Origin of the sequence: [Zimmermannella] faecalis ATCC 13722, from assembly GCF_000381765.1 — a bacterium.
Classification (GTDB): Bacteria; Actinomycetota; Actinomycetes; order Actinomycetales; family Microbacteriaceae; genus Gulosibacter; species Gulosibacter faecalis.
The window spans coordinates 40,217-55,911 of the sequence record NZ_KB907074.1 but is presented as its reverse complement, the minus strand read 5'-3'; the positions used below and the strand labels follow the sequence as shown (position 1 = coordinate 55,911).

15 protein-coding genes are annotated in these 15,695 nt (G+C 65.7%); 9 read left to right on the top strand and 6 right to left on the bottom strand.

Going from position 1 to position 15,695, the window contains the following annotated elements:
• Nucleotides 1-64 precede the first annotated feature (64 nt).
• From G328_RS0100255 to G328_RS0100240, 4 genes are all read left to right on the top strand, one after another.
• Nucleotides 65-967 carry a carbohydrate ABC transporter permease gene (locus tag G328_RS0100255; RefSeq protein WP_019617332.1) on the top strand — a complete coding sequence of 301 codons (903 nt, stop codon included), beginning with the start codon at nucleotides 65-67 and terminating at the stop codon, nucleotides 965-967.
• Complete coding sequence (locus G328_RS0100250; protein WP_019617331.1) at nucleotides 964-1,827, top strand: carbohydrate ABC transporter permease; 864 nt, start codon at nucleotides 964-966, stop codon at nucleotides 1,825-1,827. The genes G328_RS0100255 and G328_RS0100250 overlap by 4 nt, the downstream gene beginning before the upstream one ends.
• A gap of 67 nt (nucleotides 1,828-1,894) precedes the next feature.
• Nucleotides 1,895-3,241: an ABC transporter substrate-binding protein gene (locus G328_RS13500; protein ID WP_019617330.1), complete on the top strand. Its 1,347-nt coding sequence runs from the start codon at nucleotides 1,895-1,897 to the stop codon at nucleotides 3,239-3,241.
• Between the two features lie 43 nt (nucleotides 3,242-3,284).
• Nucleotides 3,285-4,361: an ABC transporter ATP-binding protein gene (locus tag G328_RS0100240; protein WP_019617329.1), complete on the top strand. Its 1,077-nt coding sequence runs from the start codon at nucleotides 3,285-3,287 to the stop codon at nucleotides 4,359-4,361.
• Nucleotides 4,362-4,421: 60 nt separating this feature from the next.
• Here G328_RS0100240 and srmL read toward each other — a convergent pair whose 3' ends face one another.
• The 3 genes from srmL to G328_RS0100225 form a co-directional block, all read right to left on the bottom strand.
• Nucleotides 4,422-5,423 carry a PheS-related mystery ligase SrmL gene (gene srmL, locus G328_RS0100235; protein ID WP_019617328.1) on the bottom strand — a complete coding sequence of 334 codons (1,002 nt, stop codon included), beginning with the start codon at nucleotides 5,421-5,423 and terminating at the stop codon, nucleotides 4,422-4,424.
• 245 nt (nucleotides 5,424-5,668) lie between these two features.
• Nucleotides 5,669-6,880, bottom strand: coding sequence for a chromate efflux transporter (gene chrA / locus G328_RS0100230; RefSeq protein ID WP_019617327.1), 1,212 nt, complete (start codon nucleotides 6,878-6,880; stop codon nucleotides 5,669-5,671).
• A gap of 91 nt (nucleotides 6,881-6,971) precedes the next feature.
• Nucleotides 6,972-7,613, bottom strand: coding sequence for a TetR/AcrR family transcriptional regulator (locus G328_RS0100225; protein ID WP_019617326.1), 642 nt, complete (start codon nucleotides 7,611-7,613; stop codon nucleotides 6,972-6,974).
• Between the two features lie 95 nt (nucleotides 7,614-7,708).
• Between G328_RS0100225 and G328_RS0100220 the strand changes: the two genes are divergently transcribed.
• From G328_RS0100220 to G328_RS0100205, 4 genes are all read left to right on the top strand, one after another.
• Nucleotides 7,709-8,323: a DUF4386 family protein gene (locus tag G328_RS0100220; protein ID WP_019617325.1), complete on the top strand. Its 615-nt coding sequence runs from the start codon at nucleotides 7,709-7,711 to the stop codon at nucleotides 8,321-8,323.
• 78 nt (nucleotides 8,324-8,401) lie between these two features.
• Entirely contained in the window at nucleotides 8,402-9,685 is a 1,284-nt protein-coding gene (locus tag G328_RS0100215) for an MFS transporter (protein WP_019617324.1), read from the top strand.
• A 73-nt stretch (nucleotides 9,686-9,758) separates the two neighbouring features.
• Nucleotides 9,759-10,076 (top strand): nucleotide pyrophosphohydrolase, encoded by a 318-nt coding sequence (locus G328_RS0100210; protein WP_019617323.1) that lies wholly within the window; start codon nucleotides 9,759-9,761, stop codon nucleotides 10,074-10,076.
• Nucleotides 10,063-11,781, top strand: coding sequence for a DUF2075 domain-containing protein (locus G328_RS0100205; protein ID WP_019617322.1), 1,719 nt, complete (start codon nucleotides 10,063-10,065; stop codon nucleotides 11,779-11,781). The genes G328_RS0100210 and G328_RS0100205 overlap by 14 nt, the downstream gene beginning before the upstream one ends.
• A gap of 40 nt (nucleotides 11,782-11,821) precedes the next feature.
• Here the strand turns inward: G328_RS0100205 and G328_RS16070 are convergent, their stop codons facing one another.
• Entirely contained in the window at nucleotides 11,822-11,995 is a 174-nt protein-coding gene (locus G328_RS16070) for an Lrp/AsnC ligand binding domain-containing protein (protein WP_275401663.1), read from the bottom strand.
• Between the two features lie 74 nt (nucleotides 11,996-12,069).
• Between G328_RS16070 and G328_RS0100195 the strand changes: the two genes are divergently transcribed.
• Nucleotides 12,070-13,247, top strand: a protein-coding gene (locus G328_RS0100195) for an IS3 family transposase (protein WP_390295929.1) whose coding sequence is annotated in 2 segments (ribosomal slippage) — nucleotides 12,070-12,336 and nucleotides 12,339-13,247 — 1,176 coding nt in all. Because the reading frame shifts where the segments join, the coding sequence is not laid out codon by codon here.
• A gap of 1,052 nt (nucleotides 13,248-14,299) precedes the next feature.
• Here G328_RS0100195 and G328_RS0100190 read toward each other — a convergent pair.
• Together G328_RS0100190 and G328_RS16435 are read right to left on the bottom strand one after the other, a co-directional pair.
• Nucleotides 14,300-14,827: a hypothetical protein gene (locus G328_RS0100190; RefSeq protein WP_019617319.1), complete on the bottom strand. Its 528-nt coding sequence runs from the start codon at nucleotides 14,825-14,827 to the stop codon at nucleotides 14,300-14,302.
• Nucleotides 14,824-15,573 (bottom strand): hypothetical protein, encoded by a 750-nt coding sequence (locus G328_RS16435; protein WP_154651486.1) that lies wholly within the window; start codon nucleotides 15,571-15,573, stop codon nucleotides 14,824-14,826. Before G328_RS16435 ends, G328_RS0100190 begins: the two co-directional genes overlap by 4 nt.
• Nucleotides 15,574-15,695: the final 122 nt, after the last annotated feature.

Genomic DNA, 15,695 nt, shown 5'->3' with positions numbered 1-15,695 from the left:
GGGGCCCCGGCACGTCGCCGGCCCGACATCGCCGGTTCAACGTCGTGGCGAAGAATCGCCGCCCGTGACCGCCCTCCCCTCCCCGCATCGCCGGCGCCAGCGCCGACGCAACGCGCTGATCTTCTTCGCGTTCGCGGGCCCGAACCTCGTGCTCATCGCGACGTTCATCTACTACCCGCTCTTCAGCAATCTCTACTACTCGACGCTGAACTGGCGGATGGGCTCGTCGAAGGCCTCGTACGCGGGCTTCGACAACTACGTGCGCCTGTTCACGTCGGCGCAGGGCGCCGAGATGTGGCGGGTCACGATCACGTTCACGGTCGTCACGGTCGCCGCCTCGATGCTGCTCGGGCTGCTCGTCGCGCTCGCGCTCAACCACAAGATTCCGGGCGTCACGGCCGGACGCACCGCGATCTTCTCGCCGTACGTGCTCTCGGGCGTCGGTGTCGGCATGGTCTGGAACTTCATCTTCGACCCGCAGCTGGGCCTCCTCGGCCACGTGCTGCGCGCCTTCGGTGGCCGCTCGCCCGAGTGGTACCTCGACGGCGACCTCGCCCTCGTCATGGTGATGATCGTCTACGTGTGGAAGAACCTCGGCTACTGCGCCGTCGTGTTCCTCGCCGGCTTGCAGTCGATCCCATCCGACCTCCTCGAGGCCGCGAAGATCGACCGCGCGGGCACCCTGCGCCGTTTCTTCAAGGTGACGCTGCCGCTGCTCTCGCCGACGGTGTTCTTCCTCACCGTCACGACGATCCTCAGCTCGATGCAGGCGTTCGACCTGCTGAAGATCATGACCCCCTCGGGCAACGGCACGAACACGATCGTCTTCGAGCTCTACCTGCAGGGCTTCGGCCCGTACCAGAACGCGGGCTATTCCGCGGCGATCTCAGTCGTGCTGTTCGTCGCGCTCTTCGCGATCACCGCGTTTCAGCTTCGCTTCGTCGAAAAGCGGGTGCACTACGCATGAGTTCCCACACCCAGTGGCGGCACGCGTTCTCGCGCCCCAACCTCGCCGCGACGCTGCTCGGCGGCTACCTGCCGATCCTGCTCGCCACCGTCATCATCGCGCTGCCGCTCATCTGGATGGTCATTGCCTCGTTCAAGCCGCCGTCGGAGATCATCACGATGCAACCGACGCTCTGGCCGCAGGAGCCGACGCTCGACAACTACCGGCACGTCGCCGACAAGGTGCCGCTGCTCACGGTGCTGCGTAACAGCATCATCGTCACGGCCGTGGCCTCGGTGATCAAGGTCGCGCTCGCGATCACGACGGCGTACGCGCTCGTGTTCGTCGACTTCCGCTTCAAGAACGTCGTGTTCCTCGCGATTCTCGTCGCGCTCATGGTGCCGCCCGAGGCGGCGCTGCTGCCGAACTACATGACCGTCTCGGCGCTCGGCGGCCGCAACACCCTGTGGGGCATCATCCTGCCCGGCCTCGGCACGGCATTCGGTACTTTCCTGCTGCGGCAGCACTACAAGACGCTGCCGCGCGACCTGCTCGAGGCCGCGAAGCTCGACGGGGCCGGGCACTGGAAGCGCCTGTGGCGAATTGTCGTGCCGGTGTCGGCGCCGACGATCGCGACCGTCGCACTCGTGACGATCGTCGGCGAGTGGAACAACTTCATGTGGCCGCTCATCATCACCGACTCGGCCGAGAACATGACGCTCCCCGTCGGGCTCAACCTCCTGCAGTCGCTCGAGGGGCAGACCGGCAGTTACGGCTATCTCATGGCTGGTGCCGTGCTCGTCATCCTGCCGGTGCTCGTCGTGTTCGCCGCACTGCAGCGCTTCATCGTCGCGGGCCTCACCCAGGGCGCCGTGAAGTAGCGCCGGCCCCGCAGCCACCACCCCAATGACCACGTCACCCATCACCCGATTCGTACGAAGGAGCACCATGACCACCCGCATCCCCTCGACGCGCGCGACGCGCGTCACCACCGCCGTCGCGGCCCTCGCCGTGGCCGGGCTCGGCCTCACCGCCTGCGGCCCGAGCGTTGGCGCCACCGACGACGCCGAGGCCGCCGCGGTCGACTGGGCGTCGATCGAGCCCGCCGACTCGATCTCGTTCTGGACGAACCACCCCGGTGGGTCGCAGGAGGTCGAGCAGGAGCTCATCGACCAGTTCACCGCCGAGACCGGCATCGAGGTCGAGGTCGTCACGGCCGGCGCGAACTACGAGGAGGTCTCGCAGAAGTTCCAGACGGCGCAGAACTCGGGCGACGCGGGCGACCTCGTCGTGATGTCTGACGCCACCTGGTTCACGAACTACGTGAACGACTCGCTGCTGCCGATCGACGATGTGTTCGCGGCGGCCGGTGGCGACACCTCGACCTACCACGAGACGCTCTTCGACGACTACCTCTATGAGGACGCGCACTACGCCGTGCCGTACGCCCGTTCGACGACGATTTACTACTACAACAAAGACCAGTACGAGGAGGCCGGCCTCACCGAGGCGCCCACGACGTGGGACGAGGTGAAGGCGAACTCCGAGCAGCTCATCGAGGCCGGTGTCACCGACACCGCGTTCAGTTTCCCGCCCGCCGAGGACTACCCGGCGTGGATGATGAACAACCTCGTGTGGGGCTACGGCGGCGGCTGGTCTGACGAGTGGGATGCGAGCGCCGTCACGAGCGACGGCACGGTCGAGGCCGTGCAGTTCGCGCAGGATGCGGTGCAGGACGGCTGGGCGAACGTGTCGAGCGGCTCCCCCGCCGACGACTTCGCGGCCGGCGCGACGAGCCAGTTCATCGGCTCGACCGGCTCGCTCGGCGGAGTCACCGAGACGGCGAACTTTGAGGTTGGCGTCGCGTTCCTCCCCGGCGGCCCCGTCGAGCAAGAGCTCGTCGTACCGACCGGCGGCGCGGGCATCGCGGTGTCGGCGAACTCGACGCCCGAGGAGCAGCTCGCCGCGGCGATGCTCGCCGACTACCTCACGAACGCAGAGAACACGGTGACGTTCTCGACGGCCACCGGGTACATGCCGGTGCGCTCGGACGCCGACGCGACCGCACTCTACGAAGAGAACCCGAACTTCAAGGTCGCGGTCGACCAGCTCGAGACCGGCACGCGCACGCAGGACTACATGCGCGTGCTGCTCCCGGGCGGCGACCTCGCGCTCGCGACGGCGCTCCAGAGCATCCTCACGAGCGACGTCGACGTCGAAGAGTCGCTCGCGTCGCTCCAGACCGAGCTTGAGGGCCTCTACGAGAACGACCTCAAGCCGCAGCTCGAGGGCTAATCCCGGAGCGTCCCGCACCCCACCAAAGAAGGCACCGAACACCATGGTCAACGTCACGCTCACCGACGTCACCCTCACGTACCCCGGCGCGACGAGCCCGTCGATCGACTCGCTCAACCTCGAGATCGCGCACGGCGAGTTTCTCGTGCTCGTCGGCCCCTCGGGGTGCGGCAAGTCGACGACGCTGCGCGCGCTCGCGGGGCTCGAGTTCCCGTCGTCGGGTCGCATCGCCTTCGGCGACCGCGACGTGACGGGCGACGACGGCAGCGAGCGTGACGTGGCCATGGTGTTCCAGAGCTACGCGCTCTACCCGCACATGACGGTCGCCGGCAACATCGAGTTCGCGCTGAAGAACGCGAAGATGCCGGCGCCGCAGCGGCAGGAGCTCATCGCCGAGGCGGCCGAGCTCCTCGAACTCACCGAGCTGCTCGACCGCAAGCCCCGCGAGCTCTCGGGCGGGCAGCGGCAGCGCGTCGCGATGGGGCGCGCGATCGTGCGTCGCCCCGAGGTGTTCCTCATGGACGAGCCTCTCTCGAACCTCGACGCGAAGCTGCGAGTGCAGACCCGCGGGCAGATCGCTGCGCTCCAGCGCAAGCTCGACGTGACGACCGTGTACGTCACCCACGACCAGACCGAGGCGATGACGATGGGAGACCGCGTCGTCGTCATGAATAAGGGCCGCATCGAGCAGGTCGGCACGCCGCGCGAGCTCTACGACGAGCCCGAGACGCTGTTCGTCGCGAGCTTCATCGGCTCACCGCAGATGAACCTCCTCGAGGGGTCGTGGTCGGATGCCCGGGGCGCGACGGTCGGCGACCTCCCGCTGCCGTTCGCCCCGGCGGCCGGCCATTCCGCGACCAGTCTGACCTACGGCATCCGGCCCGAAGACCTCGCGTACGTCGCCGACGCAACGTCCGAGGCTGCGCCCGTGCGGGTGACGGTCGAGCTCGTCGAAGAGCTCGGCTCCGACACGTACGTGTACGGCACGGGGCACGGCGCGCGCTGGACAGCGCGGCTGCCGAAGGGCGCCCAGCCCCAGCCCGGGCAGGAGCTCGGGTTCGCGGTGCGGGCCGACGACGTCATCGCATTCGACCCGACCACCGGGCGGCGAGTGCGGTAGCTGTAATGCCCAGGGGCGCGTTGGCATGCGTAGGCGAGGTCATGACTGCTCTCAGCGATCTCAGATCAGCTCCATCACCGGGCCCTCATGCACGGCCTCGTAGATCGCGTTGCGGATCACGTTGGCCTCATCCGAGGTCAGGGTGCGGCCGATGGGGCGCAACATGATCCGGATCAGGAGATTGACCTGTCCGTCCTGAGTGCCGAGTCGAGAGCGCGCGGCCTCTGGCAATTCCTCGTGGCCCGTGCGGCTGAGAACCTCGAGAGACTCGATGACGTCGGCATTGTCTCCGAGCGCGACGCGGATGCGGTCACCAAGCGTCTCCTCATCCTCTTCCGCATCCACGACGACTGAGAGGTCGCGCCGTGCCGCAGGCAGAAGTGAAACGTGCCGCCATGGATCCAAGGTGAGCATCTGGGCCGATATGCGAGGGTCTTCTGCCCGAAGGTAGCGGATGTCAGGGATGCCCTTGCGCAGCATGAGTGCACGTTCAAGCCCCATACCGAGCGCCAGGCCGGACCATCGCTCGGGGTCAAGGCCCGATCCGCGCAGCACCTCGGGATGGATGCGGCCGCACTCGGCAAGTTCAAGCCATTCGCCGTCGTGGAACACGTCGATCTGCCTACCACCGACGGTGTACGGGTGCGCCACGTCTGTTGTTCTCCACTGCGCATCCGGAAGGACTGCCTCGACCAAGTGGCCGATCATCGTGAGCATGTCCTCGTCACCGGTATCCGGAGTGCTACGGATGCGCCACAAGTCCACCTGGTGCGGTTCCCCCACGTGGGTGCGATCGACGGCGGGGCTGATGTACCGGGTGTACCGGCGAGCCCGAGTCACATCACCTGGGTCGTAGCCGAGGCGGTCGTAGTTGTCCCGAACAGGAACGACCGGCGAGCTGCGCACATACCGGAGGGAGCTGTCCAACTCGGGCTGCAGACGGTCGATGACTGATTGCAGGAGAGACTGGATGGCGTGACGTCCCTGGTCGGGATCGCTGAGGTCTCGAATATTGAGAGCACGATAGAGCTGGTCGGAAGTCAGATAGTCGGCATGCGACATGAGAAGGTCTCCAAGAAGATGGCAGGTAGGCGAAGGACGAGAAACTTCCCCCGGCCGTACCTGCGGAGACCTACTGCGCTACAACTGCGCGTCGAAGACCCCGCGGCCATATCCCGGCCGGGGGTCTTGAAATCGCTGCTGCATCCGCATAGCACTATCGTAGCTGCGCGATCTGCCAGCTGCGGAAAACGTCAACAACCTCCCGGCCAGCAACAGCTAGCCGCGCCGCACTCCCCAAGCAGCCGCTACAGCACCGCCCAGCCGACGAGCCCCGCGGCGACGACGACCGCCCACGGCGGGGTCTTCCACACGCGCAGCGCGAACCACGCGAGCGCGGCGACGAGGAACGTCGGGGTCGAGGTGATGCCCTCGACAATGACCGGGTCGTAGAGCGCCGCTGCGAGCAGGCCCACGACGCCGGCGTTCACGCCCATGAGCGCGCGGCGCACGCGGGGCGCGTCGCGCAGCCGCGACCAGAACGGCAGCGCGCCGACGAGCAGCAGTGTGCCGGGCACGAAGATTGCGATGAGCGCGATCGCGGCGCCGAGCAGCCAGTTAGGTGGGGTCTGCGCGAGCATGCCGAGGTAGGCCGAGAACGTGAACAGCGGGCCGGGTACCGCCTGCGCGGCGCCGTAGCCCGCGAGGAACTCGTCGGCACCCACGAGGCCGGTCTGCACCGTCTCGGCCTCGAGCATCGGCAGTACGACGTGGCCGCCGCCGAACACGAGCGCGCCCGAGCGGTACATCGCATCGATGAGCCCCGCGGTCGAGTCCCCCGTCGCGGCGAGCAGCGGCAGCACCGCGAGCAGCAGTCCGTACGCGGCGAAGCACGCGACGCCGACCCAACGCGGAACCCGCACGTGGAACGGCGCCTCATCACCGGCGGGCGTCGGCGTTGCCCGCAGCACGATGAGCCCCGCGATCGCGGCGGCGACAATCACGCCCACCTGCGTGAGTGGCCCCGGCAGCAGCAACACGACGAGCATCCCGCCCGCGGCGATTGTCGCGCGGGTCGCGTCGGGGGTGAGCGTGCGCGCCATGCCGATCACCGCCTGGGCGACGACCGCGACGGCTGCTGCCTTGAACCCCTGCAGCCAGCCGGCGCCCGAGACGTCGCCGAGCGCCGTCACTCCGAATGCGAAGGCGACGAGCAGCACCGCCGAGGGCAGCGTGAACGCGAGCCACCCGGCGATGAGTCCGAGCACGCCGGCGCGCTGCAAGCCGATCGCCATGCCGACCTTGCTCGAGGCAGGGCCCGGCAGAAACTGGCAGAGCGCGACGAGGTCGGCGTACGCGCGGTCGCCGAGCCACCTGCGGCGCACGACGAACGTTTCGCGAAAGTACGCGAGGTGCGCAACCGGCCCACCGAACGAGGTGAGGCCGAGGCGCAGGAACGCGGTGAACACTTCGCCGACCGTGCCCGGATGCGCGCGGGGCGGCGGTGGTGCATCACTCATCCGTCGAGCATCTCCTGGGCCACGGTTCGATGCAAGCTGGCCTCGCGGAACAGTTGGCGAATTCTTGTGGACTACGCCCGCAGCTTCGCGATCACGTCCGTAGCTTCGCGATGCCGTCGAGCACGATGCCGAGGCCGACTTCGAACGAGTCGGCGATTGGATACGCGTCGGTCACGTACCGCTCGGCCTGCTCGGCGATGTGCGGGAAGCCCTCGAGCGGCATGCCGTCGCGCAGCTCGGCCGCGTCGGTGTCGAGGCCGACCTGGCGCAACATCGCGTCTTGCAGCGCGAAGCCGTAGACGAACGCGTCGAGCACCGCGAAGGCGTGGCCAGCCGCCTCAACCGAGAACCCAGCCCCACGCAGCACGGCGAGCACCGCCTCGTGTCCCGCGAGGTTTGCCAGCCCAGGGTGGGCGCGGGTTTCCATGACGCTGAGGGCCCACGGATGCGCGGCCATCGCCGCGCGCACCGAACGGGCACGGTCGGCGAGCTCGTCGCGCCAGTCGCCGCTGGAGCTGGGCCGAGCAATCGTTTCGAAGACGCCGTCGACGAGGGCGTCGAGCAGCGCGTCTTTCGTCGCGACGTAGTGGTAGATCGACATCGGCCGCACCCCGAGGTGTGCCGCGAGCGCGCGGATCGTGAGCGCCTCGAGACCCTTCGCATCGGCGAGTTCGAACGCGCCGGCGAGCACCCGGTCGCGGGTGAGGGTGTTGCGCGGGGCTCGATCCGACATGCTGCGAGACTATCGTACGGCGTATCGTACGCTGTACGATACGGACGTGAGGGCCCTCTCCGTGCGCGCCCCGCCCCACAAAAGGAGTTCCGATCATGTCCGCCGCCGCCGTCTCCGCCACTCCGACGCTTTCGACCGACCGCTCGCCCGACTCGGGCGCCGCATCCGTTCTCGACCGTGCGGCCGCCCGCACCACCGGCATCACGCTCGCCGTCATGGCGGTCGCCGCTCCCCTCGGCCTGCTCGTCGCACTGCCCGCGGGCGCAACCGGCATCGCCGCACTCACGGTGCTCGTCGTCGCGGCGCTCGACGTTGTCGTCGGCGTCGCGCTGTTCGTCGTGTTGCGTCCGGCGGGGCGGCTCCTCGCCGGCTGTGCCGCCGCGCTGCGCCTCGCGTACGCCGCGGCGTTCGCCTCGGCCGCGGGCTGGCTGCTCGGTGACGCCGACGTCGCTCGCTTCGAGGCGGCCTGGGACGCGGCACTGCTCGTCTTCGGTGCGCACCTCGTGCTCGTCGGCGTCACCGTCGTGCGCGCCGCCGGCATGCCGTCGTGGGTCGGTACCCTCACAGCGCTCGCCGGCGTCGGCTACCTCGTCGACTCGGTGAGCGTCGCGCTCGAGGCACCGCTGTCGGTGAGCGAGTTCTCGTTCGTCGGTGAGGTCGTGCTGCTCGGCTGGCTACTTGTGCGCGGCCTGCGGCGCGGCTCGCGATAGCCTACGTTCGGCGACGCGGCCGGGTGCGGCCTCGCGCATCCACGTACCTTTTCTGTTCGTAAGCCGAGGCAATACCGAGTGAACGATTCCAGAGCGCAGCGCGCGACGGCGACCGCCTGGGCCGTGTGGTGCATCGCGGTTGCCTGCTACGTGCTCGCGGTCGCGAACCGCACGTCGCTGTCGGCGCTCGGTCCGATGACGCAGGAGCACTTCAGCATCGACGCGACGGCACTCTCGTCGTTCACGGTGCTGCAGCTCGTCGTGTACGCGGGGATGCAGGTGCCGGTCGGCGCGCTGCTCGACCGCTACGGCTCGAAGGCGATGGTGCTGAGTGGTGGCGTGATCATGCTCGCCGGGCAGCTGCTCCTGGCGATGACCGAGCACGTGTGGCTCGCCGTCGTCGCGCGCATGCTCGTTGGCGCGGGCGACGCCTTCACGTTCATCAGCGTGGTTCGACTGCTGCCGGCGTGGTTCCCGCCGCGCAACCTTCCGCTCATGGGGCAGCTCACGTTCATGTGTGGCAACCTCGGGCAGCTCGTTTCGGTGCTCCCGCTCGCGTTCGCGGTCGACCGGTTCGGCTGGGCCACCGGGTTCATCGGCATCGCGGCGGTTGGGGCACTCGTCGTGCTGCTCGCAGTGGTGCTGCTGCGCGATCGCCCCGTGGGGGCAGCCGGGCTGGAGCCCGACGACTCCCCCGTCTCCGAATCCGTAGTCCCAACGCCGGCCGGCCTGCGTGGCGCGCTGTCGCGGCCGGGCGTGCGGCTCGCGTTCTGGGTGCACTTCACGGCGGGGTTCCCGCAGCACCTGTTTCTGCTGCTGTGGGGCACGCCGCTGCTCGTCGGCGGGCTCCGGTTCACGACCGGGCAGGCAGCGGCGACGCTGAGCGGCATGGTGCTTGTCGGGGTGTTCATCGGGCTCGTACTCGGGAGGGTGACGGGCCGATACGCCGAGCAGCGGGTGCCGATCGTGATCGGCTCGGTCTCGACCGTCGCGCTCGCGTGGATCGCTCTGCTCGCCGTGCCGGGCATGCCGCCGCTGTGGCTCACACTGTTGACGATTACGCTGACGTCGAGTGGCGGGGCGCTTTCGATGGTGGCGCTCGACGTCGCGCGAACCCACGCCCCGGCGCGGTCGCAGGGCCTCGCCGCGGGATTCGTAAACATGGGAGCGTTCATCGCGACCCTCACCGCCGTGTTCCTCATCGGCCTCGTGCTCGACCTGCAGGGTGCCGGCACACCCGACACCTACGAGCTCGGTGCATTCAAGCTCGCGTTCGCAACGCAGGTGCCGCTGTGGGCGCTGGGCATTGGGATGCTCGTGCTTGAGTTTCGGCGCACGCGGCGGGGTGGCGGAGCGCGGTAGGTGCCTCAGACCTCAAAGTCGATGAACGTCGGCGCCGGCAACTGCCACCCCACCCCTTGCTAAGTTGAGTTCCATGTACTGGAAACCAGTTCGTGACGAGCTGCGCGAATTCGTGGCTGAGCGAGATTGGGCGCAATTCCACACGCCCGAGAATCTCGCGAAGAGCATTTCGATCGAGGCCGGCGAGCTTCTCGAATGTTTCCAGTGGGGTGATGCTTCAACCGATGAAGCGAAAGATGAACTCGCCGACGTGCTCACCTACTGCATCCTGCTGGCCGACCGGCTCGAAGTCGACCCCGACACGATCGTGCTTGAGAAGCTCGCGAAGACGCGCGAAAAGTATCCGGCTGATAAGGCCCGCGGACGAAGCGACAAATATGACCGACTTTGAGGTACAACGGTTCCCCTTCGCCCTCAACGAGATTCGCACGTGGGGTGCGTCTTCAGCGCGGCACCGTAATTGGCCCGTCGTGTACGTCATGAACAACGCACGCGAGGTCTATGTCGGCGAGTCACTCAATGCTGAGGGGCGGATGCGCCAGCACCTCGAGTCAGCGGAGAAACAGGGGCTCGAGTGGGTACGCGTCGTGCTCGACGATACGTTCAACAAGTCAGCGTGTCTCGACCTTGAATCGTTCCTCATCCGGATGTTTTCGGGGGATGGGAAACTGCAGGTACTCAATCACAATGCGGGCATCACCGACGCCGACTATTACAACCGCGCGACGTATCGCAGGACGTTCGACGCCGTCTTTGAACAGCTGCGCACGCAGGAGCAGCTCTTCACGCGCACGCTGCCGGAGATCATCAATAGCGACCTCTTCAAGCTGTCACCGTTCAAGGCGCTGAATCACGACCAGGCGATCGCTGTTGAGGACATTCTTGAGGGTCTGTTCGATGACCTCGAGACCGGCGCCGAGAGCACTGTCGTTGTGAAAGGCAACCCGGGTACTGGCAAGACGGTCGTCGCGATCTATCTGTTGAAGCTTTTTGAAGATATCCGGCGGCATAACCCCGAGGAGCCACTCGACAGCGACTCGATTTTCAGCGAGTTCTTCACACCGGGTCATGCCGAGCTGTTGGCATCGCTCAAGGTCGGCATCGTCGTGCCACAGCAGTCGCTTCGCGAGTCAATCTCGAAGGTGTTCACGCTCACTCCGGGCCTGCACAAACGACTCGTATTGACGCCGTTTGCAGTTGGCGAAAGCGAGGAACGCTTTGATCTGCTGATAGTTGATGAGGCTCACCGACTCAACCAACGTGCGAACATGCCGTCTGGCCCACTGAACAAGAAGTTTGCTGCCATCAACGAGCGACTCTTCGGCGAAGACGATCTCAGCGTCACCCAGCTCGACTGGATCATCAAGCAGAGCAAGCACCGAATTCTCATGCTTGACACAGGTCAGTCAGTGCGCCCCGCTGACCTCCCCGAGAAGACGACTCGAGCGTTGCTCTCCGAAGCGAACGCGCGGGGCCGCGTCTATCCGTTGCAGTCACAGATGCGCATCGCAGCTGACCGGGACTACGTTGGCTACGTTCGCGCAGCGTTGAGCGACACTCCCCCATTGGCGCGAGAAGACTTCGGCGACTACGACCTCCGGTTCTTCACCGACTTCGGAGAACTGCGCCAGGCGATTCAAGCGCGCGAGCGTGAGCACGGCCTCGCGCGGCTCATTGCGGGATATGCGTGGCCGTGGCGCAGCAAGACCGATAAGCACGCATTCGACATCGAACTCGACGGCGAACAACTGCGTTGGAATTCGACGCAACGCGACTGGATCAACTCGCCCGGTTCCATCGACGAGGTCGGTTCAATTCACACGGTGCAGGGCTACGACCTGAATTATGCTGGCGTGATCATCGGCAAGGATCTTCGGTACGACGCCGGCTCTGGCCGCATCGTGTTTGACCGTTCGCAGTACTTCGATAAGAAGGGTCGCGAGAATAATCCGAAGCTCGGCATCATCTACACCGATGAGGACCTGCTGCAATACGTGCGGAACATCTACACGGTGCTGCTGACTCGCGGAATCCTTGGGACATACGTGTACGTGTGTGATGCGGCGTTACGCGAGCGTTTGCAGGCGTTCTTCTGACCTCGCACGATCCTGGGCCCGCACTCTCCTACCCACCGGCTCAGTCACCTCCCGATGGCCGCAACGTCTTGAGGGTCTTCATCGCGAACCGTGACGAGACGCGAGCAATTCCCGGGATCGTAAGTACCTGGTCAGTCAAGAATGACTCGTAGGCGTCGGTGTCCGCGGTCGCGACTCGAGCGGTGTAGTCCGGAGTGCCAAACAACCGGTGCAGCTCAAGGGCGTGAAGAACGAACTGGTGACAACTGATCGTTAGTGCCGGGAGGCGCTGACGGGGAGGATGTCATCATGCCCGGTCCCTATCCCAGAGAGTTCCGCGAGGACGTCGTCGCGGTCGCTCGTCGCCGCGAGAGCGGCGTCACCATCAAACAGATCGCCACCGACTTCGGTATCAGCGAAGCGACCCTGCAGAACTGGCTCCGTCAGGCCGATGTCGAAGACGGGAACCGTCCCGGTCAGACCGCGGCGGACGCAGCTGAGGCTCGGGAGTTGAAGAAGCGGATCCGTCTCCTTGAGCAGGAGAACGAGGTACTCAGGCAGGCGGCGGCGTATCTGTCGCAGGCGAATCTGAAACTCGGTGGCTCCCCAAAATGACGTACCCGCTCGTATCTGAGCTCGCTGAGGCGGGGATCCCCGTGTCGGTGTCGTGTCGGGTTCTCAAGCTCGCGAGACAGCCCTACTACCGGTGGCGCAACGATCCCGTCCGGGATGCGGACGTGCTCCGTGCGCATCGGATCAACGCGCTGCATGACGCTCACCACGACGACCCGACGTTCGGTTATCGATACCTTGCCGACGAAGCCCGCCGGGCGGGGTGGCGGATGAGCAGACGGACGGCGTGGAAGCTGTGCTCGCAGGCGGGGATCCTCTCGTCCGAGCAGCGCCGTCGTCGCGGGAAGGGCAAGAAGGCCGGCCCGCCCGTGTTCGACGACCACGTCCAGCGACAGTTCCGCGCCGACGCGCCGAACCGGCTCTGGCTCACGGATATCACGGAGCATTGGACGAGCGAAGGCAAGCTGTACTGCTGCGCGATCAAAGACGTGTTCTCCAACCGAATCGTCGGGTACTCGATCTCAGATCGAATGACTGCGAAGCTCGCCGTCGATACCGTCCGCAATGCCGTCACGCGCCGCGGTGACGTCGCCGGCTGCATCCGGCACGCCGACAGAGGTAGCCAGTTTCGAAGCCGAGCGATGGCCCGTGAGCTCCGCCGTCACGACATGGTCGGTTCGATGGGCCGCGTCGGCGCAGCGGGCGACAACGCCGCCATGGAGAGCTTCTGGTCGCTCCTCCAAACCAACGTGCTCAACCAGCAGCGCTGGGACACACGGCAGGACCTGCGACTCGCGATCGTCGTCTGGATCGAGCGGAAGTACCACCGCCAGCGCGCCCAGGACACCCTCGGCGGCTTGACGCCCATCGAGTTCGAAGCGAAGCTAACCGAGCCGCTCACACTCGCGGCCTAAACCGAATCTGTCACCAGTTCGTTCTTCACGCCCCCGGTATGCCGCTTGGGCTCACCGCAACGGATACGCACTGCAGTCCGCATCTCATTCATGGCGTAGAAGATGGACAGGAGACCCGCAGCAGGACCAGGAACTGCGTATCGTGCGGGAGTCCGCCTCCCGTCACCAATCATCGCGCAGACTCGAACACGGTTGACCCGGTCGCTTTCGACTGCGTGAAGGGCTCTGCAAACATGCCTACGAGCTCATCACCGAGAACGTCATACACCCGCCACAGCAACAGCGACCCGAGTACACCGATCCCGCCCCAGGGCCAGTGCTCTACGACACCGGACTCGACGCTGCAGAAGGACTCTGGCTACGACACGGATGGGCCGGTCGCCCCTGACACGCCCAACGCCATCCACACGTTTCTGCCGATAACCCGAAGCGTCGGGATGCGCCCCACTGCGCCTCCCCAACCGCCGCCGGTAAACGAGGCGGGCTTCGCGAGGGAGGCGGGGCGGCGGCCGGGGACCCCTACGGCGCAGCGGGGACCCCGCCTTGGCAACGCGAATAATGCGAAACGCCCTGCCTTCGGCAGGGCGTTTCGCATTATGTCGGGCTGACAGGATTTGAACCTGCGACCCCTTGGAAAATCCCTGATCAGAGCGGGTTTTTCCGAAAATCTTGGATTGTCTTGGGTTCCCTAGTGTGGACTGGGAAGTAGGCGTTTCGCCTCCTCCGAGTGTACCCGATCATCGTCGGTCCGTCAGGAGTGATTGAGTTGGGCTTGCAGTGTGTTCGGCGCGAGACACGTGCTGGGACAACTGAGAGCCATCCGACTCGACTGAGCGAGCTGCGCCGCTTGGGCCTTACGCACCTTCGGTTGATTGAGCCGCCCAAACCGGAGCGTTCCGCCGGGGAATTCGAGGTGCCTCGGTTGAAAGTTAGCGCGAGGGTGAGGTGGCCTCCACGACCTCGCTGAGCTAGAATGATGTTGTGCACTGCAGTAGCGGTGTGAAGTGAGCTCGGCAGCCTTCCGGACGGTCGGTGAGCCGAGCTTCGCGCTTTCATGGCGACAGCTTGGTAATCCCCGCGATGAGCGGGTCGGCGCGTTTCTTCCATTCTCCGCCTTTGGTGTAGCTCCACGCGATCGCGTCGGCTACCCACAGCAGCGGCTCCTGATGCGGCACTTCGAGAGCGTAGCTAAGTATGTCGCCAAGCCCGTGACGCCTGACTTCACGGAACAGAATCTGACGATCAGCCTTCTCGATTGATTCGTCACGCTCAATCACGATCTTGGTGTGCGCGTGCTCCGCAGCATGAGCGACGATACCTGTCAAACAGGCCTCACGGCCAAGAATCTGGCTCTTCGTCGCACAGTGGAACACCTGCGCTTGAGCACCGAACGCGGTGAGTCGAGAGAGGATCAGCCGCTTACGCTCGGGCTGTTCCTTGGTGAAGTGGATCCGCCGCTGGCCTGGGAGCACCAGCGATCGCACGTCGCGACGCAGACTGGTCACGTCGCCGGGCACGACCAGTGCCGCAACCATCGTGTAGCCCTTGGCCTTCGATTCGTCCACGAACAGGATGCTCATGATGCACCTGCTTCCGTGAATCGAACCTTCTTCCGGCTCGCTGCTTGGGCGTCATCGATGGCTTTCTTCGAGAACGGGCCTTGCAGGGTGTAACGGAACTCCTCTGCCCAACCGTTGGGCGACCGAGGCGAAGGAACGAACGAGCTGATCTTGCTCAGCAAGCCGCGAGCTTCCAGTCCACGAAGCCCTCGACGCGCCGTAGATTCTGATACCCCATACCAGTTGGCGGACTGGTTGAGAGGGAGGGGAAAGTCATCCTGCTGGTCGAGCGCGATCAGTAGCATCAACTTCTCGGGGTGACTGAGCGACGCGTCGTACTCATCGATCCAGTAGGAGTAGGGCAGGCGCAACCAGTGCCCGTCTCCAGCCTTCTTGGGTCGAGTGTATTCCTCGCCAGTACCCGCTTCGTGAAGAAGCTTGTACTGCATCTCGTTGCCCTTGCGTTCGCGCTCGAGCAGACGCAGCGAAACGAGCTTGGTGACGACCTTTGACCAACGAGACTTCCCCGCCTCGAATGTCGCTGCTTCATCAAGTCGCACAATCTGCACCCACGTCGCCGCTGGGTAGGCCGCAACATAGGGCTCGCTGCTGGATGCCAGCGCATGGAGGAGGAGATAGGCGTCCAGAGCGAAACTGTCCCGTGCAAGAAGTGCGAGACTTGATCCGCGACCCCCCTCCGTTCCGCGAGGTTTCTGAATGAAACCTCGACGGATCGGAACGAAGGCACGTCTGGTGCCTTCGAGCATCGGGATCAGGAGATCGCGCCGTGGCGGCCGCCTCTGTGGGGCGGTTTTCGCCCCAGTATGTGGGCGGGTCGCTTTATCCATGCCCATAAGATTACCGCACGAAGGATCGTGGGTTGCATCAT